The sequence below is a fragment of the Ligilactobacillus salitolerans genome (assembly GCF_003864415.1).
In the GTDB taxonomy this organism is placed as follows: Bacteria; Bacillota; Bacilli; order Lactobacillales; family Lactobacillaceae; genus Ligilactobacillus; species Ligilactobacillus salitolerans.
Genome location: NZ_BFFP01000019.1, coordinates 22,527 through 44,353, shown reverse-complemented (window position 1 = coordinate 44,353; position 21,827 = coordinate 22,527). Strand labels below are relative to the sequence as shown.

Genomic DNA, 21,827 nt, shown 5'->3' with positions numbered 1-21,827 from the left:
AAACAAAAGACTGAAACAGCGAGGACTATTAAACATGTCCCAGTTGTATCAGTCAATTCAAGCAAAAGCTTAAGTTGTTGAACCGCCGTATACGGTTCCGTACGTACGGTGGTGTGGGAGGTCGATAGTGTGAACTATCTCCTACCCGATTTGAACTGTCATTAGCAGCGGGCCGGAAATGTCCTTTGACAAGAAGTCGGAAGTTAAACACTTGGTGAAAACATAGAGTGTGGCCGTACTCAAATATGTGTTGAAGGAAAGATTACGCAAAGATGAATATTCACTAACCAAATCGAGTAAAATGAAACTAATAAGAATCCATTGGAGGATAAGCTGATGCCAGCTAAAAGCAATGAACTGAAAATCGAGGATAAGCTCTGGGAAGCCTGTGATAAGTTACGGGGGTCGATGGATCAGTCTACTTACCGAAACGTTGTGTTAGGGCTGATTTTTCTGAAGTATGTGTCCGATGCATTCGAAGAACGGCACGCTGAGCTTGTGGCAACTGAATATCCAGAGGATGCGGAAGATCGTGATTTTTACGATGCCGAAAATATCTTCTGGTTGCCTGAGAATGCACGTTGGTCTGTCGTTGCTGCGGCTGCCAAAACGCCAGATGTCGGCACCATCATTGATGCTGCCATGACCTCGATTGAAAACGAGAATGACAGCATCAAAGGTGTGTTGCCTAAGAACTATGCTTCTGATGACCTATCTAAGGAACGACTCGGTGAAGTTATTGATCTGTTTACCGACGTGCAGGTAGGGAATGAAGAATCGCGGAAGAATGACGTGCTAGGGCGCGTCTACGAGTTCTTCTTGCGTAAGTTTGCAACCAATGGTGATGGTGAGTTCTATACACCGCGCTCGATTGTTCGAACTCTGGTAGATATGATTCAACCGTTCAGTGGCAAGATCTATGATCCGTGCTGCGGATCAGGAGGCATGTTTGTTCAGTCTGAAGAGTTTGTGAGTGAACATCAGGGGAATATCCTTGACCTTTCTGTATATGGCCAAGAATGGAATCCAACGACTTGGCGCTTGGCAAAGATGAACTTGGCAATTCATGGTATTGACAACAATCTTGGTCCACGTAATGCAAACACGCTGCTAGATGATCAGCATCGTGGTGAACGGTTTGATTATGCGCTGGCAAACCCACCATTCAACGTCAAGGATTGGGGTGCGGATAAGGTTACTGACGACGCCCGTTGGAGATGGGGTATGCCGGGAAACAGCAATGCCAACTATGCTTGGATTGAACATATTTTGAGTAAGCTGGCGCCTGATGGTAAAGCGGGGATTGTCCTTGCTAACGGTGCACTGTCTACGTCAAGCAAGGATGAGCTTGCTATCCGTAAGGCTCTGCTTGAAGATCATAAGGTGGATGCCATCGTGGCAATGCCATCTCAGATGTTCTATTCAGTTTCGATTCCTGTCGCCGTTTGGATTTTTGATATGAATCAAGCTAGTGCAAATGAACGTGACCGAACTGGCGAGACGCTCTTTATTGATGCGCGGGAGATGGGAACCATGACTGACCGTACACATCGTGAATTTAGCCGGAAGGATATTGATGAAATCGCTGGCATTTATCATGCATACACAGGAACTTCTGGCGAAGTGTATAAAGATGTACCGGGTTTTTGTAAAGCTGCAAAACTGGACGAAATTATCGCTAATGATTATGTACTGACACCTGGACGATATGTTGGGTTGGCCGACGAGGAACAGATGAGTGATGCGGAATTTGATGCTGAGATGAATAAATTAAATTCTGTGTTAAAGGATCAGTTTGCGCAGAGCGACAGGCTTCAAGAAAGAATTCTGAAAACGCTGCGGGGTATTGGATATGGGGACTAAATTAGTAAAACTTGGCGACGTTGCTGTAATTAACCCACGGCTACGACTTGAAAAAAATGAAGTGGCACGAAAAATTCCAATGGAGGCTCTGACACCTTTCCAAAAGAAGATTGATAGTTATAGCTTTGAAAAGTATTCTGGGGGAGTGAAGTTTCAAAATGGTGATACGTTAGTGGCTCGTATTACTCCATCACTTGAAAATGGAAAAACATCATACGTTGACATACTAGAATCGAATGAAGTTGCCTTTGGTTCAACAGAGTTTATCGTATTGCGAGCCGACAAAAATGTATTGGATGAAGAATATCTGTACTATATTGCTACGTCCGATGATTTCCGGCAGGTTGCTATTCAGTCAATGACTGGTACGTCTGGGCGTCAGCGTGTTCAGAATGAAGCCGTTAGTAGCTACGAATTTAAGTTACCACCACTTGATGTTCAAAAACAAGTAGTGTTTTTCCTTAATTCCATAGACGCCAAAATTGCGCTTAATCTGCAGATTAACGATAATTTGCTGAAGGTATGCCGTCTTCAATTCGATAAGTTTAAGCAGGCATGCAGTGCAACAACTGAGCTTTCTAATATTGCTACATTGATTATGGGACAATCCCCAAAGGGGGATACATATAATCAAAACGGGGAAGGAACACCATTGTTGAATGGTGCGGCTGATTTTCGTGGTGGCATCAACCCATCTAAATACACCTCAGACCCTAAAAAGGTTACTGAACCGGGTGATTATGTATTTGGCGTTCGTGCGACAATCGGTCTAACTACAAAGGTCTTCAATCGATATGCAATAGGAAGAGGTACTGGGTTGGCCCGTGCTCTGAGTTATAAGTCAGATGAGCTGCTTTATTTTATTATGGAAGATGCATTTAGTTATTTTGCTCGTGCTTCTACAGGAAGCGTTTATCTAAATATTTCACGGAGAGAGTTTGAAACTTATGCTGCACCGGATTTCAGCAATATCACAATAAAGAAGTTCCATGAATTTGCGTCACCACTCATGCAGCAGATATACCAAAATCAGAAACAGAATGAGGAATTGACTCAACTGCGTGAGCTTTTACTACCTAGGCTACTGGCTGGTGACATCGATCTCTCAAATATCGAAACGGTGATGAATAATGCCTAACACCAAATCATTTACAAACGAACAGGATGTTGAGCTTGAGGCAATTGATGCGCTGGTATCCTTAGGGTATCAAGATTACCGCAGTGAAAGCTATAAAGACCCCAATAATGTCATTGATGCCGAGCGTGATAATGACCACAAGCAGGTGATTTTGCACCAGCGTTTACGTGACGCGTTGGAACACAATACACCAGGACTGAAGAATGCTATCTATAAGGAGGCAGTCCGCCAGTTTTATTTGGTGACGGATGGCCCTGACTTGATGGCAAACAACCATCAACTACACAAGCTAATCATTGAGGGTGCGAAGGTTAAGGTTACTGAAGGTGGGCAAGACCACACCTATGTGCTTAAACCAATCGATTTCGATAATGTGGATGCCAATGATTTTGTAGTGACCAACCAGTTTACGATGGAGCAAGGTGAGCGTAAGAGGCGGCCAGATATTACGATATTTATCAATGGCTTGCCACTTGTGACGTTTGAACTTAAGAACCAGGCCAATGCTAATGTAGGAATTGAAGACGCGTTTAACCAGTTACAGACCTACAAGCAAGATATTTCTGACTACATGGCCTACAACGAAATTCTTGTCATTAGCGACGGGGTGAATGCGCAAACGGGTTCCCTGTCTGCGGGTTTCGATCGCTTCATGCAATGGCGTTCACCTGAGCAGCGCGATGACAAGCAGTTGGATGTCTATGCAATGGAGACGTTAATCAATAACATGATGAAGCGTGACGTTGTATTAGACCTGATTCAAAACTTCATCATCTTTGAGACTGATGGGGCGAAGACTTTCAAGATTCTCGCTGCCTACCATCAATACTACATGGTCAACAAGGCGGTTGAAGCTGCGGCTAAGACACTTCAAGATCCTGATAGCAATCGTATTGGGGTGGTTTGGCATACACAGGGTTCTGGCAAGTCCCTATCAATGGTGTTCTTCTCGGGGATTGTCAGTCGCAAGCTGGGCAATCCAACGATTCTGGTTGTGAATGACCGCAATGATCTCGATGACCAATTAGGGCAGACTTTTGCCGCGGCGCATGATTATCTGCGGCAGACGCCAACGCAGGCAAAATCGCGCACGGAAGTTCGTGACTTATTGGAGCGTAAGGGTGGTGGCATTGTCTTTTCCACTATTCAGAAGTTCGCACCTGAAGAAAACGAGGATAGAATGCCGGTTCTCAATACACGGTCTGACATCATTGTGATCTCTGACGAAGCGCACCGTTCGCAGTATGGGTTGAAGGCGAAATTCACCAAAAATGGGGTGAAGTATGGTTATGCGCAGTACATGCGAGAAGCATTACCTAACGCGTCGTTTATCGGGTTTACCGGCACGCCGATTGACTTCAGTGACAAGTCGACGCGTGGTGTATTTGGTGACTACATCGATGTATACGATATGTCTGCCGCGGTGCGTGACCACGCAACCGTACGGATTTACTACGAGAACCACATCATCCCGCTAGATCTCGATCCACAGGTACAGCATAAGTACGAAATGGTGATGGAAGAAGCAGGGGTCTACAATGCTGGCGAGCAAACCGAAGAACAGAAACGCCGCGCTGAGTTTACCAAGCTGGAGCGACTGGCTGGTACGAAGGGTCGCTTAGAAGTTCTGGCGAAGCACTTTGTAAAGCATTTTGAGGCGCGTCGAGCGCAGGAGTTCGGTAAGTCAATTATCGTTGAAATGTCACGGCGGAACGCGGTGAAGCTTTACGATGAGATTATCAAGTTGCGTCCAGATTGGCATTCTGATGATTTGATGAAGGGCAAAATCAAGGTCATAATGACCTCCGACGCTGCTTCTGATGGGCCGGAACTTGCTAAGCATCATACGAATGCTGCTGATCGTCGTAAATTGCAACAGCGAATGAAAGACGACCAAGATGAGCTTCAAGTAGTCATTGTGGTAGACATGTGGCTGACTGGATTTGATGCGCCAGCAGTTAATACAATGTACATCGATAAGCCAATGCATGGTCACAACCTGATGCAAGCCATCGCCCGTGTTAACCGCGTCTTCAAAGATAAAGACGGAGGCTTAATCGTTGACTACATCGGTATTGCTGACAGTCTGAAGGCAGCGTTGCAACAATACTCTGATTCGGACCAAGAACAGACTGGAATTAACGTGGACAAGGCTGTCATGTTGATGAAGGAGAAATACGACATCATCACGAACGACTACTTGTATCATGTTGATTACAGTGACTTCATCAGCGATGATCGTAAGAAGAGCCAAAAGGCGTTCCGCACGGTGCTAAATGCTGTCGCAATGTTGCAACCTGATCAGCAGCGCAAGTTTGCCGATACCGTTGTTCAACTTCAGAAAGCACATGCGTTGGTCGTTACGACGGATCAAGCAGTTGCCATTGCCGGTGAGGTAGGCTTCTTTGTTGCTGTTAAGAATGCGTTGGTTAAGCTGATGCAAACCGCCAGTGATTCGCGACGTAAGATTGGCAACAGTCAGTTAAACCTGAAGCTAGATCAACTGGTTAATCAGTCTGTTTTGGCAGAGAAACCTATTGATTTGTACGAAGAGCTCGGATTAGAGCGACCGGAGTTAAGTTTACTATCTGAAGATTTTCTGGACAGCGTTGGGCAGATGCCAGAGAAGAGTCTAGCGATGAAGTTGCTTGAACGGTTACTTAAAGGCAAAATCAAAGCGATGACCAAGGTAAACTTAGTTCAGTCGCGTAAGTTCGGCGATATGTTGGAGGCATCATTAGACGCGTACAACCAACGTGGCGTGACCACTGAATTAGTGATTCGTAAGCTTATTGAGCTCGCTAAGACCATGCAGGCTGCGGAGACTGACGGCCAAGATTTGGGGCTATCCATTGAGGAAAAAGCATTCTATGATGTACTAGCCGATGAAAAACGTGCAGCTGAAGAACTCGGAGCTGATAAGCTACAAGAGATTGCCAAAGCTCTAGTTAAAGAAGTGCGTGATTCTGCACAGCGGACTGACTGGGTACAGCGCGAGTCGGCTCGGGCAAGCATGCGAATCGCTGTTAAGAGATTGTTGCGCAAGTATGGGTATCCGCCTGATTTTACAAAGTCTGCGGTGGAGACTGTTGTTGAGCAGGCTGAGAAGATGGCGTTCAATGAAAGTGGTTCTAATTCGTAGCAACATGGTACGAATCAGAACTTGAGAGATATGCGGATTGTATCGGCTTCACAGCTATGACCGTAAGAGGGACAACTACCATTCCCAACGGTGCCAGAGGCTTTACAGCGCAGTAACCTAATCAGCACCGAAGAGTTGCCAGTACCGCTGCCAACTTCAGAAATCATGATATTCTTGTTCTAACAGTGGATCAAGCAGTCGTGATTGCTGAAGAAGCTAATGAGTTGACGAACAGATTTCAGAGACGGAGGGCTTTTTTTGAACGAACTTTTCTTAAAGGAGCAAAGTCCTTTTTTAGGAAAATCCGAAAACTTGGTTGAACGGTTGGAAGTTCAGGCTGTTCGCATTGCCATTCCAGAAGCGTATACGAATACGCAGGCACCGATGATAAATTTTATTAGAGGATCAATTGAATACTTTGAAGAGTTACCTAGTGATTTCTTAGGCGCGTCTACTCCTGAAGACAATGCGACGCCCGAGGCAGATCACTTTGCAAACACGTTTTATCGACTTGCAAACTCAATGCAGACATTGAGTCAACTTTGGGGATCAACATACAAAATATCAACGGAATTTAAATGGCTAAATGATATCAGAACGCTGATCGTTCATTCGGGTGAGAACATAAATCCGATAAGTCTACCGAATACGAATGAATATAGAGATAATCAGTTGTGGCGAATTCTGCAAAATACGGAAAGATCTCATTCTTGGTACTTTGATAATAGCGCTTCCGATGCAGATTATTGCATCATTATGTCAAGTGATAAACACGATCGACAAGCTGTTCAGCATCGTGCAGAGGTTGATTACAAAGCTAATAATGATGACAACTTAGATCAGTGGATATACCTATGGGCAAGTTCGATTCGAAATATTGTTCTGTGTGAGGTGGAACATTTTCTGGATGCGCTTGAAGGGGTTAGCTTACCAGATGGCCCATCGCACCAACTCAACAAGGAAATTCTCGAACACATCATCGATTTTGATAATTATAGAATTGATTTCAGCAAAGTGTTTACACTAACCAAAAAAGATCGACGTAGTGGTGTACTTGTTGAACGAGGTGAAGTTCACTGGTATGGCTTTGGGATGCAGAAACTACTAGAGTATGTGAATTTGAATAACGAAGTTTCTGTTCAAGTGAAGACGGTGATTTTTGAAAGGTTTGTGGAAGTTTTGACATTATTCTGGAAAGAATATCCAAATGACGATATTCCGTTCAATGATATAGTCAGTTTAGATATTAGGCAAATATTCAAATCGTATTTACCGTACTTTGAAATGAAACAGTACCTAGAAGGTGAAAAGTTGTTTATTTATATCGCTCCAGAGTTTAATACTCCATGTGAAGATTATCGAACTGACTTGGATTATCTCGGGATGTTCATTACCGCAATTTCCGATGCCACGGGAGAATCGTTTACTTACGACGGAAACGTTGATGATTTAGTTTGCAAATACTTTTGTAAATCGATTGAGAATCATCTCAAAATAATGTGAAGTGTTCAAGCTGTTGTGGGAAATTAGCGGAGTAAACACTAGCTTTGGAAAGCAGGAATACTAATAACACGCGTATCAGCACCAGCGATAGGAATGTTCGTAGGATTCTTCAATCGGGGTTAAATGATGGAACTTGAAATTTCAGAATTGAAGATTAAAAATTTTCGTTCAATTAAGAGTAGTAGTATCTGCCTTGGAAAATGGACAATCTTGCTCGGTAAGAACAACATAGGAAAAAGTAGTCTATTTGAGGCATTCGAGGTTTTTGACAGAGGATTGAAACTCTCTGACATCAACATGCAATTGTTGATTAAGATGATGAAGAATCGCGACACGCCGGCTAATCTTTCGGAGTCAGACTCTATTGAAATGTCTGTGACGTATCAATGGAGTGATCTAAACAGTGACTACTGGTCCTTGCTCTCAGATATTTCAGATAACGGATGTACGAGAATTGTTGTTAGATATTCAATCCCGGATGCTAATTACCCCAAATATCAGTCGGTTAAGAGCGTTAAGGAACTACCGGATTTATTGATTCGTGAGGTTTGGATTGGGTCGCCTGAGGATTTTACCAAGGGGCGGCAGACGGCATTACCATCAATGGTACGATTACAAAAGTATTTACCACTGACGCACGGTCTGGATAACTTAAGACCAGGAGATATTTTGCTTTGTCCGATTGCTGCATTTCGTTATCTTAACTCTGGAAGAACGGGTAGTGAAGAAGCTACTGCAAATCAGTTTTCTGAAAGTGTTGCTAAGATTCTTGACGATAGTGTTGATGTAAAAGAAACCTTCATGAAAACGCAGGATGATATTGATGCAGTTGTTGCCGATAAATTAGAGCCTTTTCAGCAACGATTAAAAGCGTTCGCTTATCCACGTGACCCCAAAAATCCCTTACGGGCAATTCTCACTATTGATGAGTGGTTATCAAGTCCTAAGGTTCGTATTGCGCAAAGTTTTGGAGAGCTCGCGGGCTTCGAGTTACCCCTGAGTGCGCAGGGGCTGGGATACCAAAATATATATAATATTTTGGCACGAATATCCGCACAATTTGCAAAAATGAATAGACTGGGATTAACAAATCCAGTTTTCTTTGTGATTGAGGAACCGGAAGCGTTCACTCACCCCCAGCTTCAACATATTTTTGTGCAACAGATTCGTGATTTCATCAAGGATGAGGCAAACAAATTAGGTGTTTCATGTCAGTTATTGATAATATCTCATTCTTCCGAGGTTGCTGTCTCAGCATTTGAATCGAATTTTGAAATTGTTATCGGTCGCCGCCAAGGAGATACAAGCTACTTTATCAATTGGGACTCGATTGGTGGATCAAATAGTAATTCTCGTGATAAGTTGAAAAAAATACTTTTAAATTATAATGCTGAGTTACTTTTTGCTGACAAGCTAATTGCATATGAAGGCAATGCTGAACGCTTAATACTTACTGCACTTATGCGTAAGCAGGCACCGTCATTACTAGCTGAAAAAATTGCTTTTATTCCTGTTGGGACAGCATTTTCAGGATTGAGAGACGCACTTAGCGATCTTCGGTTTGAAAAAATATTGCTCATCACTGATCTCGATTATCAGCGAAGTCCAGGATCGAATGATTTGTTAGCTGGCAGTGATCTGACTACGACCAATGGGAATCTTCGTTATCTATCTGAAGCACCTACGAGCCATGTTAAAGATATTAACTTTTCAGAGAGTGTAGAACAGAAAAATAGTTCAATCACCAACAGGTACCCACTTGTTAGCACAACATCGGGATTTCCGGAAAAAGGTTTTGAGAATTTTATGATTGTCACTCAGGGATATAATGGAGAATTTCATTTTTGGCCGAGAACGTTGGAGAGTGCATTGGTTTTTGCCAGCCGTGAGAACTTTAATTTATACAAAACAGCTGGACTGCTTCAAGCTAACGTTGACAATACCGTCACCAATAATCCATTCGACGTCAATGATATTCCAGGAAAGTTACTTAGGACTGGGAAGGCCGACTTTGCACTTGAAAGTTTAGACTTGATTGCTAGTGACAAATTTACAGTGCCAGAATATATCTCGAAAGGACTGAATTGGCTTGCAGAAATGGACTGACAATCGATATTTATCTATGGGTAATGGTGTTTATGAGATCCGAGGCGCTGCTGGCGCTGGCAAGACTTATCAACTGGCCGAGGATATTCGCACAATTGTAAAAGAACACAGGAACGTGGCTACAATTAGTTTTTCTAATGCTGCGGTTGATGAACTCAGATCTAGGCTGGGCAGTTTGCCGGTAACTCTTGCAACGATTCATTCTTTTTGCTGGAAAGTGCTTGGTAGCATATCAAGACGAATATTGGAATATACAGAATTACTCACCGACTTTGAGCCAAAAGCTTTGCTTAACAGTGAATATTCGCTAAACGATGTCAAAGCGGTACGATACGGAGAACTGGGCATACCGCAATTTGAATGCGAAAGTGGACTGCTTTGGCTGTCTCACGATGACGTCATCTCACTATTCGTTCAAGCGCTAAATGTCGTCCCTGGGTTTACCAAACTTCTATCCAGTGCTTATGATTATATTCTTATTGATGAATATCAGGATACAAATGGCCCGTTCTTGAAAGCACTTCTTCACCAAGTGGCGGATTACGTAACCATTGGTTTATACGGCGATCCTTTTCAATCAATCTACCTAAATTCGCAATCGTTTCAGTCGATTGTTGAGCGCGAAACCTATGATATTCAGACATACTATTTACCCAATAACTATCGCTCACAGTCTGAGTTGGTTGCGTTCTTCAACAAGTCGCGTTGTAACTATGATGATTTACAGCAAGAAGCTGTATATGCCGGAGTCATTAAACCAAAAATATTTTTGCACAAAGGAAGCCTTACACCTGATCTTGTGAACATCATCAACTCAAAGCTGAAGGTCGAAGGTTCAATCGTACTTTCTTTAACTAATGCAGTGAGGATGACCGCAGCAGGATTTGGGCGGCTTGCTAAGCAGATACGAAGCTGGGCCTCGAGAAATACTCGACCAGGTATTGACTGGTCAGAAGTTTTAAGAACCGATCAATTAAACCCATACGTCAGCTTATTGATTAAATACGGAAATCTGTATTTTGGCAGCAACTATTGTTCAGTGCAAGCACTCTTCCAAATTTTCACCTTGAATTCTATTCAGTCAGTCAGCATGGTGTCGATTCAAGAGTTACTGAAAAATCTGAAGAATAGCCGAGTGGCTGATACTCAAGCGTTTTTGGACGCCGGATTAGAATTCTCTAAAGAAATCTTCGGAATTCGGACTTGGCTGGATGAGATAGACTTCGATCGATTGCAACAAGTCGTTGAGTTTTACAATTCGCTTAGCACAATTAACAGTCAAAGTATGACTATTTTTGCTTCGAAGGGTTTGGAGTTTGATGATGTTATTCTCAACATTGATTATGGTCTGTATCGAGACCGAAACTGGAACTATATTCAATTTGAACATAATGAACGAGATACTCGCAATGTGAATTCAGATATTATGTCATATCTGTTCTATGTTGGAATTACCCGGGCGAAAAGCAACTTGGCAATCTATATCAACACGGCGGAGCATGGTCAGTTTCTTCGCCAGTTACAGGCCAAGTTTGGGGATTATTTTGGACAACAAACCAATTTAATATAATCCTAACAGAATGATTCTTGTAGTCGTGGCTTGGATTGAATAACACTGATTATTGAAGGGGCCCGTTTTTTCCTTGTTAGCATATTGTTGCTTCCTTTTGTATGCAAATTTGTCATTGTGTTCATCGGATTCTGCTGACTTTGTTGCTAGCGTGCCGTGCTACTGCGATTTTTTATTCAGATGGGCAGAAAATTAAACGTGTAGCTAAACAACTCCGTATCACGACAGCTCTTGTCGACGATACGGTTTTTGTTTAGTCTCGGAAATTTCTGGAGCAATAGTTCGAATTATGTGGCTGACAGTGTGTGAAATTGTGATTTTTTGATTTCCAATCGATTGTTAACATTAAGATCGTGTTACAGTTTAACTTTCAGTTTCAAATCGCGTCCTACAAACCGTCTGTATATGTTGAGAGCAAAAGTTCTCACAGACCTTCCGGAAGTGTCTGGCAATGCATCGCCGCCGTGCGCGGCGTGCAGCGCGAAAGCCGCTAGCGCGAGCGGCGGCGGTCGGCGTTAGCCGGCCGCCACAAGCCCCCGGTCTCTAATAGGGGGGCAAATATTAGAGACAAAATACACGTAAGTAGGACGAAAGCGCCGGTGGCAAGCCACTTTGCGTAAGCAGAAAGAAGGCTTTGCTGTCAGGTCGCTTCGAAAGGAGCTAACATGCTGAAAGATTTGAACTTAGTCGGCGGGATGACGAATACCGACTGGCTAAACCAGTTTCATAATGAGATGCGCACGCACAAGATCACTCAGGGCCAATTAGCGAAGACGGCTGATTACAGTCGATCGCATTTGAACCAGCTGCTGACGGGAAACAAGCCGATTAACCAACAAGCGCGGTTGCGATTGACGTTGGCACTGCGGTCGTTGACCGGCCAGAACAACGTTGACGTCTGTATTGATTACTTGGGCGTTACCTTCAAGTCGCACGACTATGAAGAACTGGTGACCGAACTGTTCCAGATTAACCTGAATCACTTTAATCTCAAAGAAGGGGCGCGATACGGGTACGCGGCGACCTTCAAATGTGGTGAAATCGATGTGTTGCTGTCGCCATATCAAGATGTGAATGCAGACGGTTATGATCCAAGCGAAGACAGTGGCACAATGATTGAACTGAAGGGCCAAGGCTGCCGCTATGTTGAATCGTATTTGCGCCAGCAGAATCGCACCTGGTACGACTTCCTAGAGACGTGCATTGCGCTTGACGGTCATTTCACCCGAGTTGACCTCGCCATCAATGATCGCAATGGCTTGCTTGACGTACCAACCTTGATTGAGAAGTGTGACCGTGATGAATTCACCTCACGTTTTCATGGTTTCCGAGATAATCGCACCAAGCAGTGGAAGGTATCGGGCAGAACCTTGTATCTGGGGTCGCCGCAAAGTGAAGTGTACTTCTGTATTTACGACAAGGCTTTTGAGCAACACCAGAAGCACCCTGAGATTGCGATTGAAGATCAGCCGATACGGACACGCTTTGAAGTCCGGTTACGTCGCAAACGCGCCGCTGCGGCAATTAAGAATTTGTTGGCAGAGCATGATCCAGAGAAAGTTGTGTTCGGCATCATCAATCGCTACCTGCGTTTTTTGACGCCGAGTCACAAAGCGAAGAGTCAGTGGGCGACAGATCCGCGCTGGGATGCTTTCATCGGCAATTATCGCGACAAGCTGCGACTTTCTACCAATCCTGAACCATTGAGTTACGCGCACATTACCCGTTGGCTCAAGAAGCAGGTCGCGCCGTCGCTGAAGATGTTGCAGCTGATTGATCAGTACAATGGCACTACTGAGCTGAAGGCGATTATTGACGGCGGCAAGTTGACGCAACGCCACTGGGACTTGATTCACCACTATCAGCATCACCGCAACGGCGTTTTGACGGATTCAGAACCGAGTGAGACATCAAAAAAGAGCGACTATGCCGACCAAAGCAAGTAGTCACCCTTCACAGATAAGATTTGGGTCCTATCTGGTTTGATTATCTCACTTCAATCAATGAGAAGGAAGTGACGTAATTGGATAAGAGTTTTGTCTGCTATCAAGATCTGATGGCATTAGGTTTTAAGCAGCACACCGCGCGCAATATTATTAGACAAGCGAAGCAAAGGATGGTACAAAAAGGTTATCCCTTGTATCTCAACCGAAACTTAGGGCGCGTGCCGCGTTCTGTCGTTGAGTCCATTCTCGGGTCACCGATGAATGGAGCTGTTGAGAATGAGTAAAACCAAATATCCAGGCGTATTCATAGACGCCAAAGGTAACTTCTACTATGAAACCGAGTTGGGCACCGATAAGATGAGTGGCAAGCGCGTCCGCAAGAAAGGGCGGAAGGACAGTCAAGGAATGCCATTCAACACTGCGTTTGCGGCGAACAAGGAACTTACGCGGGTGAAGCGTGAATATCATGAGGCGCATGGGTTTACGAACTTTCGCATGACCTACCGCCAGTTCATGAAAGACGCGTATATCCCAGCGTACAAAACCGACGTGGAGGAAAGCACCTTCGCTGTCCGTAATCGCAGCTTTGATATCTGTATCGCCCGCTTTGGCGACCAGCTGTTGCGCGATATCGATATCACCGACGTGCAGAACTTCCGCACGTGGCTGCTCACGGATGAAAAAGACGGCGGTGCGGGCTACTCGCAAGGCTATGCTGGTTTGGTGTTCGGCTGCTTCCGCAAGTCCCTTGACCATGCGGTGCAGATGCAGTACCTGTCCAGCAATGTGTCGAAGCGGGTCAAGGCGATCCCTAAGGCCAAAAGCAGCGTGCCGTTTTGGACGAAAGCTGAGTTTGAACAAGTCATCGCGCAAATCTGCATTGATGACATTTACGGTCACCTGAACTTCGTGATGTTGTGGCTGTACTTCCTGACTGGCGTGCGCGTCAACGAAGGCACGGCGCTGTGGTGGCGAGATGTTGATCTCGCCAAGAAGCAGCTGCACGTTGACCACATGCTGGTGATGAAGAACCGGCATGACTGGGAGCGCCACGACTACACGAAGACAGACAGCGGCAAGCGCATCTTGACGCTTGATGATGACACCGTGGCAATTCTACGGCGCTGGCGCGAGGTGCAGAAGAGTTTCGGGCTGGGCGGGGTTGATGACTTCATCATGACCTACGATGGCTTGCCGATGACCAAGTCCACGATCTCGAGGATTATCCACCGCTACGCCAAGTTGGCGCAGGTGCACCCAGTCGAAGGCAAAGGGCTGCGCCACAGTCATGCGTCGTATCTCATCAATGAGTTCAACGTCTCCGTACTGGTGTTGTCCAAGCGCTTAGGCCATTCGTCACCTGAGATCACGCTGAAGCACTATTCGCACTTATGGGGCGGACTGGATGCAGATATCGCCGAACAGATTTCGGGTAACATCACGATCAAGACGGCGGGTCAGAATCAGGTGCGGTTCGTGGGGAATCAGGCGGTAAAGTACGATCAACTAAGCCCCGCCAAACTCCCCGCCAAAACAGTGGCTGAGGCATAGAAACCTAGTGATGACGCGGGATAGCGCCGCTGAAGATACGCTCGAGTGGGAATAGCAAGTTAAAACAGCAACACTGATTTGACAGCATGTTCGGAAGATACAATGGAATATGGTTTGCGAGAAGATATGTTGCTTCTCGCCAAAAATCCCGCCGATAATTGGACGTGAAGTCTAGTTATTCGCGGGTTTTTCTGTGTAAAAAATCGGGTCAATATCCGATGATACGAATAGGGGGGTCTTAAATGTCTGTCACAATATTGTTTCCAGCGGATCCGCTTGATCGGCAGCGAGTTGATCCTGATTACGCAGCTGAGCGGCGGGCTGCCAAAGCGTATTTTCAAACTGCTATTATTGATTTGGATACTTTAATTGAAAAAGGTAAGGTCACCATAACTGATTTTCTGGGTAAATTAGGTCAAGTCATATATCGAGGCTGGATGTTGCGACCAGAGCAGTATAAATGCTTGGCTGATGGTATCGGGGCCAGAGGCGGAGCTATGATTACTGACTTTGCTGCATATACCGCGGCACACCTGTTGCCAAATTGGGCAGATCATCCACATACTCTCACAGCCCGCTGGACTACAAAGCTGGACGATAAATCATTGTTGAATTTGTTAGGCAAATTTAATGGTCCGGTCACTGTCAAGGATTTTGTGAAGAGCAGGAAAAATGAATGGGATTCCGCTTTCTTTATCCCCGATACGCGTGACCAAGAAAAGGCACTAGCAGTGATCCATAACTTTATTGAGCGTCAGGGTGACTTTTTAGTTGGAGGCGTTGTCTTACGTGATTTTGTTCAGTTTAAGAAAATTGGGTATTTTCATTCTGAACCAATTTATGAAGAATACCGCGTCTATTATTGGCGAAACAAGCTTTTTTCGATTTATAACTACTGGACGGATGACCCAGTTTTATTGTCTGATGTTGACCAGGAGTTTATTGCGCAACAAGCAGGTGGCATAGATTCTCCATTTATTACTATTGATTTTGCCAGGCTGGTCGATGGTACACTGACTATTATGGAGATCGGGGATGGTCAGGTTTCAGGGCTACAAGGCTGCCCGCCGGAGTTGTTCTATTCTCGTCTAGGTGATCATGCAAAGTAAAAAGTGGTAACAAAGGGGGGTGTTACTGCAAAGTAGTATGTCTTTCAGTTCTGAAATGTAATTACACGATTTTTAGGCATCTTGATAGCATATATTGATATTTTGGCTAACTAGGTGTATACTTACTTTATGGAAAATCCTAAGTTCGAGTTTTATACACGTCCAAGCGGACACAATGAATTCCAAGAATTTTTAGACAGTTTGAAGCTGGTGGAGAAGCAGAGAATGGTTGCTGTGATCGCTAAGACGCAGAAGTTTGGGTTGCAAGTGGCGATACGCCAAATGTGGGTCAAAAAAATCTCAGATGGTATTTTTGAGCTCCGAACAACAGGCTCGAATATCCAACGCGGTTTGTATTTTCATGTTGATGGTCCGCATTATGTGATCACGCATGGTTTTACGAAGAAGACCCAGAAGACACCGGTGTCTGAGCTTAATCATGCTAAAGCACTCAGGACAGAATACTACGATAATTTGGGAGGTAAGTAAGATGGCAAAAAACATTCCTTTTGACAATTATCTCACTGAGCAACTTAAAGACCCTGAATTCAAGGCAGGCTTTAATGCTGAATCTGCCAAACTTGAGAGTGCGGTTGCGCTGATGAACGAGCGTGAACGCGCTGGTTTGACACAACGTGACCTGGCAGAGCGGGCAAATGTTCCACAGTCAACAATTGCACGGATTGAAAACGGCCAGAATACTAGTTTCGATACCATGAGTAAGATTGCCTTTGCACTTGGGAAAAAACTCAAAGTTGAATTCACTTAAGGTATAGAGATGTTCCAACGTCGAGAGCGTTAGTTTCGGAATTTTTGAAACTGGCGCTTTTCTTTATAGGATTGAATTGCGCTACTTGAAACATATTTTGCTTGAGGTTCTCAATGCAATTTGAAAAAAAGGGACATTTATACTCTCTTAGCCTAGTCAGAGTATTATTAAACATTTAAGCATATTAATCAAAACTCGTTCTTAATTATAAGGGGTTTTTAGTTTTGAATTTCTAAAATTTGCAAGTTTACTTATTTTTCCAAAACTCCGTTGGTCAGGTAATCCGCAGCGATGGCTGCCAGTTTTTCCGGAGTTTCACGGGTGTCGCGTTCCAGCCAGGCAATTAACAGGTTATAGACAGCGCCAGTGACAAAATAAAGCCGGTAGATCTCTGGATCAGCGACTGTCATATCTCCAGCAATGGCAAAAATATTATCCAAGAGGAAAGCTTGCAGCAGCTGGGAATATCCGGTCTGATAGAGCAGCAGAAATTGTTTTTTCTCGCTGCGGACGGCATGCAGCGTGTTGGTAAAGCCTTGCAGTGCGTTTTGATAGGTCATGATATCATCGGTCGGTTGCGGCAAACGTTCTGTCAGCAATTTGAGATAGTATTCGACGATGTCGTCTTGCTGATAAAAATTACGGTAGTATGATGTGCGCGCGACCCCGGCTTTCTTGATGATCTCAGTCACAGTGATCGATCCTGGTGATTTTTGTGCGAGCAAGTCAAAGTAGGCTGTGATGATTTGTTCTTTGACCCTTTTATTTTCTAACTGTCCGTGATTCATGGGCAACCTCCTAGTGCAACGAATGTGCCTTTTTTGTTTCAGTGAAACATATTGTATCACAAGCGACCGGCAGATAAAATAGGGGTAAAACTTGGAAGCGGAGTGAGAGTGATGGCAAAAACAATTCCGGCGCGGGTCATGGATCAGCCTAAAGATTACACTAGAATGGGGACGACTAAAGGGAAAATTTCAGCCTGGGAAGATGGCAAGCGCGATGATGATCGTGCTGGTGTGTATGAATGGTGGTACTTTGATATGATTTTGGATGATGGGAGTAAAGCCGTGATCCATTTTAATACCAAAGATAACCGGACGATCAGCAAGGATGGGACCATTCCCTCGGTCGTGATCAAAATTACCGCACCGGACGGGCAAACTTACAAGGATAATGTGATCTTGACCAAAGCAGACGCACGCTTTGGGTCTGACCGCTGTGATGTCCACTTCGGACCGCATTTTGTCGAGGGCAATCTGAAAGAATATCAGATCCACGTGGCGCCGACCGGCGGGGTTAATGGATCAGACGGTGCTGGCGGAAGTGGGTCAGCTTCTAATGTTGGAGCAGACTTGACCTTGACCAGTACTTCGCAGCCGTGGCGGCCGGGTGCGGGCGGCTTCACATTTGGCGCTGACGAGGCTGGTTATTTTACTTGGCTCTGTGCAGTCCCGCGCGGCAAAGTGACGGGTACTTTGTTTTATGCTGGAGAGGAGCACAGTGTGACCGGCGCCGGCTATCATGATCATCAGTGGGGCAACATGGCTCATAATACATCTTGGGATCACTGGTTGTGGGGACGGCAGGATTTTGGCGATTATACGCTGGTGATCTTCGATATTGGCGCGCAAAAAAATTCGGTTACCAGCGGCTGCCGATGATGTTCTTGCAGGATAACACCGGCAAATTACTGATGGAAGATCTGCACGCGCCGAAGTGCCGCTTCATCCAAGAATACCAAGAAAAATTGTCGGGCAAGATTTACCCGAAAGTGATCGAATATGAGTTTAGCCAGGGAGATAAGCAGCTGAAGTACACTCTCAGTCAACAAAATGAACTGGAAGCTCGGGATGCCGCAGCTGGTGTTCCTAAGCTCATTAGCTTATTTCTGAAATTGAAGGGCCTTCATCCGTCGACCACACGCAACTTTGCGCTTGGGCAGATGGAATATCAAGATGGTCAAACTGCCATTTCCAGAAAAGGTGAGATGATCTATGAATTCATTTATCTGGGATTGACGGTCAAAGACAAGATGGAAAATGCATAAGCAAGAAATGACCTTTGCCGTTTTTGTCATAGGCAAGAAAGTCGTTACAGCAGTCATTATTGAGACTGAATGGAACGGCTTTTTTTAATTGGTCTAGCAGCTTCTTTCAGATCAGGCGCGATTGTTATGTTTGACAAAGCGGATATTCAGTCGTACCGTGAAGCCAATTTAACTACTAAAAAGGAGCGCTATTCAATTGCCTAACTACAAATTTTTAGAACCTTTTACTTTTGCAAATAAAGCTGTCACTCTCAAGAATCGGGTCGTGATCCCGCCAATGACAGAGCGGATGTCCTTTGAAGACGGGGTCGTTACCAGCGACGAGATCGCCTATTACGCCAAGCGTGCCGGCGGGGTCGGCATGTTTATCACCGGTGTCGCTAACGTCAATGCTCTGGGCAAGGGCTTTGAAGGCGAGCTGAGTGTTGCAGATGACAAGTGCCTGCCGCAGCTGGAGAAATTGGCTGCCGCCATGAAACAAGGCGGGACTAAGGCGATTTTGCAGATCTTTAGTGCAGGAAGGATGACCAATTCTAAAATCTTGCGCGGACGCCAGCCGGTCAATGCCAGCACGGTGGCAGCCCCACGTCCAGGCTATGAAACGCCCAGGGCTTTGAGTGCTGAAGAGATTTTACAGACGATCAAAGACTTCGGAGCTGCAACACGGCGCGCGATCGCCGCTGGTTTCGATGGTGTCGAGCTCCATGGGGCAAATACCTACCTGATCCAGCAGTTCTTTTCCCCACATTCTAACCGGCGCGATGATGAATGGGGCGGTTCGCTGCAAAAACGGATGAAATTTCCGTTAGCCGTGGTCAACGAAGCGGCTCAGACGATCGAAAAATACAGCAAGCACCCATTCTTGTTAGGCTACCGGATCTCACCGGAGGAACTGGAAGAGCCGGGGATCACGGTTGCTGATACCTTGGCTTTGGTACATGAACTAAAACAAACTAAGTTGGATTACCTTCATGTCTCACAAGGCGATGTCTGGCAAAAATCCCAGAGAGAGCCTCAAAAAGCTGAATTCATCAATGAGCAGATCAAAGATGAATTGAATGGTGCTTTGCCGCAGATCGTAGTTGGCGGGATCAAGACACCGCAGCAAGCCCAGCAGGCGGCAGAGAGTTATGATCTGGTCGCACTCGGACACGAGCTGCTCTGGGAGCCAAAATGGGTCCAAAAGGTCGAAGCGGGTGAGGAAAGCGCACTGCGTTACCATGTTTCCTCAGCTGAATTAGATGAGCTGGGGATCACGCCGACATTTCTCCAGATGATCGGGGCGACAACTGGCGGGACTGCCAATTTGCCGTGGACGAAAAATATCAAATAATGATATTGGTCTAGTTTACTGACTGTTCTTTCTTTTTGGGAGGACAGTTTTTTTCTTGCTAAAATTCAACTAGTGTTAAGTAAAGTGACACTAAAAAATGCTTTTTTGCAGCCAGCCAGTGAAAATAATGTCTGGTGTTGTAAATAACCTGTCAAATGTTGATTTTTTGAAAAACATGTTATTTTATTTTACATGGGCTGAAGCCCGATTTAATAGGGCTTGATTATAGATGAATTAAAAATTGGTGAAATTTAGCCATGGTTTTTCCTTTACATTTAGTTAAAATTGTTTTAACATCTGATTTCATACTAAGGTGTGAGGTGAAAGAGATGGATTTATTTAGAAAAAAGGATATTAATAAGCTGACTGAAAATGCCACTCCCTTGAAACGAACTCTGAAAACTTGGGATCTGACTTTCTTGGGGATCGGCGCGATCATCGGGACCGGGATCTTCGTTTTAACAGGTAAAGGCGCCCTAACAGCGGGTCCCGCCTTGTCGGTCTCGTTTCTGATCGCAGCGATCTGTTGCGGGTTTGCCGGTTTATGTTACGCTGAATTTGCTTCAATGGCACCTGTTGCCGGATCAGCTTATACATATTCGTATATCGCATTTGGAGAATTGATCGCCTTTATCATTGGCTGGGACTTGATCCTTGAATATGCATTGGCGGCCGCAACGGTTTCTGTAGGGTGGTCAGGCTACTTAGTTGATCTCTTGAACAGTGTTGGACTCCATATTCCGACGGCGTTGACAGCTGCTGCCGGAACGACTCCGGGTGTCTCGACCGTCTTTAATTTGCCGGCATTTTTGATCGTCTTATTGATCACTTGGCTGATCTCGGTCGGTATCAATCAGACGAAGCGTGTGAATGATACAATGGTGATCGTCAAGCTCGGCGTTGTTATTTTATTTATCGTCTGCACGGTCTGGTTCGTTAATAAGTCTAACTGGACCCCATTTTCACCGTTTGGCTGGTATTCACATCACAATGGTTCTGCCACAGGGATCATTCCAGCAGCTTCGATCGTGTTCTTCTCCTTTATCGGTTTTGATTCCGTTTCGTCCAGTGCCGAAGAAACGATCAACCCAAGCAAGACTTTGCCTAAGGGGATCTTATATTCACTGCTGATTTCAACAGTGCTCTACATTGGCATGACTTTGATCATGACCGGTGTTGTCAAGTATCCCGTCTTTAACAAATACTTAAATGCGCCAATTCAAGCTATTTTGCACGCAACCGGCCAGACATGGCTGTCGATCATCGTCAGTGTCGGGGCTATCCTGGGGATGACCACCGTGATCTTGGTGCAGCTTTACGGTCAGTCGCGGATCAGTTATTCGATGTCGCGTGACGGTTTGTTTCCAAAATTCTTCGGTGAAGTCAATCCTAAATATCAAACACCCTATAAAGGAACTTGGTTCTTTGGGATTATCACCGCGATCGCCGGCGGCTTGATCAACTTGAACATTTTGTCCGAGCTGGTCAACATTGGGACTTTAACTGCCTTTACATTAGTTTCGGCTGGTATAATGTGGATGAGACATACACAGCCGGACTTGCACCGCGGCTTTAAAGCACCTGGCGTTCCGTTTACCCCGCTTTTGTCGATTGTCTTCTGCCTAGTTTTGATTGCTGGGCTCAATTGGGAGACTTGGGTCAGATTTGCCATTTGGCTGGTGCTAGGCTTGTGCGTATACTTTGGTTATAGTAGAAAACATTCGGTCATGAACAAAGCGTAAAGGGA

At 45.0% G+C, this 21,827-nt stretch carries 18 protein-coding genes; 17 read left to right on the top strand and 1 reads right to left on the bottom strand.

Translation table 11 applies throughout. The features are described from left to right. The first annotated feature begins 336 nt into the window (after nucleotides 1-336). The 12 genes from LFYK43_RS06555 to LFYK43_RS06500 all read left to right on the top strand — a co-directional run bounded on the left by LFYK43_RS06555 (nucleotide 337) and on the right by LFYK43_RS06500 (nucleotide 16,697). The gene (locus LFYK43_RS06555; protein ID WP_124976635.1) at nucleotides 337-1,863 is read left to right on the top strand and encodes a type I restriction-modification system subunit M; all 1,527 of its coding nucleotides are present in this window, start codon (nucleotides 337-339) and stop codon (nucleotides 1,861-1,863) included. Next, on the top strand, nucleotides 1,853-3,001 hold the full coding sequence (locus LFYK43_RS06550; RefSeq protein ID WP_124976633.1) for a restriction endonuclease subunit S: 1,149 nt from the start codon (nucleotides 1,853-1,855) through the stop codon (nucleotides 2,999-3,001). Before LFYK43_RS06555 ends, LFYK43_RS06550 begins: the two co-directional genes overlap by 11 nt. Continuing rightward, nucleotides 2,994-6,143: a type I restriction endonuclease subunit R gene (locus tag LFYK43_RS06545; protein ID WP_124976631.1), complete on the top strand. Its 3,150-nt coding sequence runs from the start codon at nucleotides 2,994-2,996 to the stop codon at nucleotides 6,141-6,143. Before LFYK43_RS06550 ends, LFYK43_RS06545 begins: the two co-directional genes overlap by 8 nt. 258 nt (nucleotides 6,144-6,401) lie before the next feature. Beyond that, the gene (locus LFYK43_RS06540; RefSeq protein WP_124976629.1) at nucleotides 6,402-7,646 is read left to right on the top strand and encodes a hypothetical protein; all 1,245 of its coding nucleotides are present in this window, start codon (nucleotides 6,402-6,404) and stop codon (nucleotides 7,644-7,646) included. A gap of 123 nt (nucleotides 7,647-7,769) precedes the next feature. Then, nucleotides 7,770-9,752 (top strand): ATP-dependent nuclease, encoded by a 1,983-nt coding sequence (locus LFYK43_RS06535; RefSeq protein WP_124976627.1) that lies wholly within the window; start codon nucleotides 7,770-7,772, stop codon nucleotides 9,750-9,752. After that, complete coding sequence (locus LFYK43_RS06530) at nucleotides 9,736-11,322, top strand: UvrD-helicase domain-containing protein (RefSeq protein ID WP_124976625.1); 1,587 nt, start codon at nucleotides 9,736-9,738, stop codon at nucleotides 11,320-11,322. Before LFYK43_RS06535 ends, LFYK43_RS06530 begins: the two co-directional genes overlap by 17 nt. Before the next feature lie 665 nt (nucleotides 11,323-11,987). Beyond that, the gene (locus LFYK43_RS06525; RefSeq protein ID WP_124976623.1) at nucleotides 11,988-13,268 is read left to right on the top strand and encodes a replication initiation factor domain-containing protein; all 1,281 of its coding nucleotides are present in this window, start codon (nucleotides 11,988-11,990) and stop codon (nucleotides 13,266-13,268) included. Between the two features lie 77 nt (nucleotides 13,269-13,345). Then, on the top strand, nucleotides 13,346-13,552 hold the full coding sequence (locus LFYK43_RS06520) for a DUF3173 domain-containing protein (protein WP_033572650.1): 207 nt from the start codon (nucleotides 13,346-13,348) through the stop codon (nucleotides 13,550-13,552). After that, on the top strand, nucleotides 13,545-14,819 hold the full coding sequence (locus tag LFYK43_RS06515; RefSeq protein WP_124976618.1) for a tyrosine-type recombinase/integrase: 1,275 nt from the start codon (nucleotides 13,545-13,547) through the stop codon (nucleotides 14,817-14,819). Before LFYK43_RS06520 ends, LFYK43_RS06515 begins: the two co-directional genes overlap by 8 nt. 242 nt (nucleotides 14,820-15,061) lie before the next feature. Beyond that, the gene (locus tag LFYK43_RS06510) at nucleotides 15,062-15,928 is read left to right on the top strand and encodes an ATP-grasp domain-containing protein (protein WP_229717985.1); all 867 of its coding nucleotides are present in this window, start codon (nucleotides 15,062-15,064) and stop codon (nucleotides 15,926-15,928) included. 129 nt (nucleotides 15,929-16,057) lie between these two features. Further along, complete coding sequence (locus LFYK43_RS06505; RefSeq protein ID WP_124976616.1) at nucleotides 16,058-16,417, top strand: type II toxin-antitoxin system RelE/ParE family toxin; 360 nt, start codon at nucleotides 16,058-16,060, stop codon at nucleotides 16,415-16,417. Nucleotide 16,418: 1 nt separating this feature from the next. Beyond that, nucleotides 16,419-16,697: a helix-turn-helix domain-containing protein gene (locus LFYK43_RS06500; protein WP_124976614.1), complete on the top strand. Its 279-nt coding sequence runs from the start codon at nucleotides 16,419-16,421 to the stop codon at nucleotides 16,695-16,697. A gap of 251 nt (nucleotides 16,698-16,948) precedes the next feature. On the opposite strand, the gene LFYK43_RS06495 is transcribed toward LFYK43_RS06500, so the two are convergent. Continuing rightward, entirely contained in the window at nucleotides 16,949-17,485 is a 537-nt protein-coding gene (locus LFYK43_RS06495) for a TetR/AcrR family transcriptional regulator (protein WP_124976612.1), read from the bottom strand. A gap of 111 nt (nucleotides 17,486-17,596) precedes the next feature. On the opposite strand from LFYK43_RS06495, the gene LFYK43_RS06490 reads away from it, so the two are divergent. The 5 genes from LFYK43_RS06490 (at nucleotide 17,597) to LFYK43_RS06475 (ending at nucleotide 21,822) form a co-directional block, all read left to right on the top strand. After that, nucleotides 17,597-18,361 (top strand): lipocalin-like domain-containing protein, encoded by a 765-nt coding sequence (locus LFYK43_RS06490; protein WP_124976610.1) that lies wholly within the window; start codon nucleotides 17,597-17,599, stop codon nucleotides 18,359-18,361. After that, nucleotides 18,358-18,747 carry a hypothetical protein gene (locus LFYK43_RS06485; protein WP_229717984.1) on the top strand — a complete coding sequence of 130 codons (390 nt, stop codon included), beginning with the start codon at nucleotides 18,358-18,360 and terminating at the stop codon, nucleotides 18,745-18,747. Before LFYK43_RS06490 ends, LFYK43_RS06485 begins: the two co-directional genes overlap by 4 nt. Before the next feature lie 69 nt (nucleotides 18,748-18,816). Then, nucleotides 18,817-18,951: a hypothetical protein gene (locus LFYK43_RS12980; protein ID WP_268226941.1), complete on the top strand. Its 135-nt coding sequence runs from the start codon at nucleotides 18,817-18,819 to the stop codon at nucleotides 18,949-18,951. Beyond that, nucleotides 18,944-20,080 (top strand): NADH-dependent flavin oxidoreductase, encoded by a 1,137-nt coding sequence (locus LFYK43_RS06480; protein WP_124976606.1) that lies wholly within the window; start codon nucleotides 18,944-18,946, stop codon nucleotides 20,078-20,080. Before LFYK43_RS12980 ends, LFYK43_RS06480 begins: the two co-directional genes overlap by 8 nt. 329 nt (nucleotides 20,081-20,409) lie before the next feature. Beyond that, nucleotides 20,410-21,822, top strand: coding sequence for an amino acid permease (locus tag LFYK43_RS06475; protein ID WP_124976604.1), 1,413 nt, complete (start codon nucleotides 20,410-20,412; stop codon nucleotides 21,820-21,822). Nucleotides 21,823-21,827 lie beyond the last annotated feature (5 nt).

Coding starts and splice junctions, on each gene's coding strand:
- LFYK43_RS06475 (WP_124976604.1), top strand. CDS start 20,410: ATGGATTTATTTAGAAAAAAGGATATTAATAAGCTGACTGAAAATGCC.
- LFYK43_RS06485 (WP_229717984.1), top strand. CDS start 18,358: ATGATGTTCTTGCAGGATAACACCGGCAAATTACTGATGGAAGATCTG.
- LFYK43_RS06505 (WP_124976616.1), top strand. CDS start 16,058: ATGGAAAATCCTAAGTTCGAGTTTTATACACGTCCAAGCGGACACAAT.
- LFYK43_RS06515 (WP_124976618.1), top strand. CDS start 13,545: ATGAGTAAAACCAAATATCCAGGCGTATTCATAGACGCCAAAGGTAAC.
- LFYK43_RS06510 (WP_229717985.1), top strand. CDS start 15,062: ATGTCTGTCACAATATTGTTTCCAGCGGATCCGCTTGATCGGCAGCGA.
- LFYK43_RS06490 (WP_124976610.1), top strand. CDS start 17,597: ATGGCAAAAACAATTCCGGCGCGGGTCATGGATCAGCCTAAAGATTAC.
- LFYK43_RS06495 (WP_124976612.1), bottom strand. CDS start 17,485: ATGAATCACGGACAGTTAGAAAATAAAAGGGTCAAAGAACAAATCATC.
- LFYK43_RS06525 (WP_124976623.1), top strand. CDS start 11,988: ATGCTGAAAGATTTGAACTTAGTCGGCGGGATGACGAATACCGACTGG.
- LFYK43_RS06500 (WP_124976614.1), top strand. CDS start 16,419: ATGGCAAAAAACATTCCTTTTGACAATTATCTCACTGAGCAACTTAAA.
- LFYK43_RS06555 (WP_124976635.1), top strand. CDS start 337: ATGCCAGCTAAAAGCAATGAACTGAAAATCGAGGATAAGCTCTGGGAA.
- LFYK43_RS12980 (WP_268226941.1), top strand. CDS start 18,817: ATGGAACGGCTTTTTTTAATTGGTCTAGCAGCTTCTTTCAGATCAGGC.
- LFYK43_RS06550 (WP_124976633.1), top strand. CDS start 1,853: ATGGGGACTAAATTAGTAAAACTTGGCGACGTTGCTGTAATTAACCCA.
- LFYK43_RS06545 (WP_124976631.1), top strand. CDS start 2,994: ATGCCTAACACCAAATCATTTACAAACGAACAGGATGTTGAGCTTGAG.
- LFYK43_RS06535 (WP_124976627.1), top strand. CDS start 7,770: ATGATGGAACTTGAAATTTCAGAATTGAAGATTAAAAATTTTCGTTCA.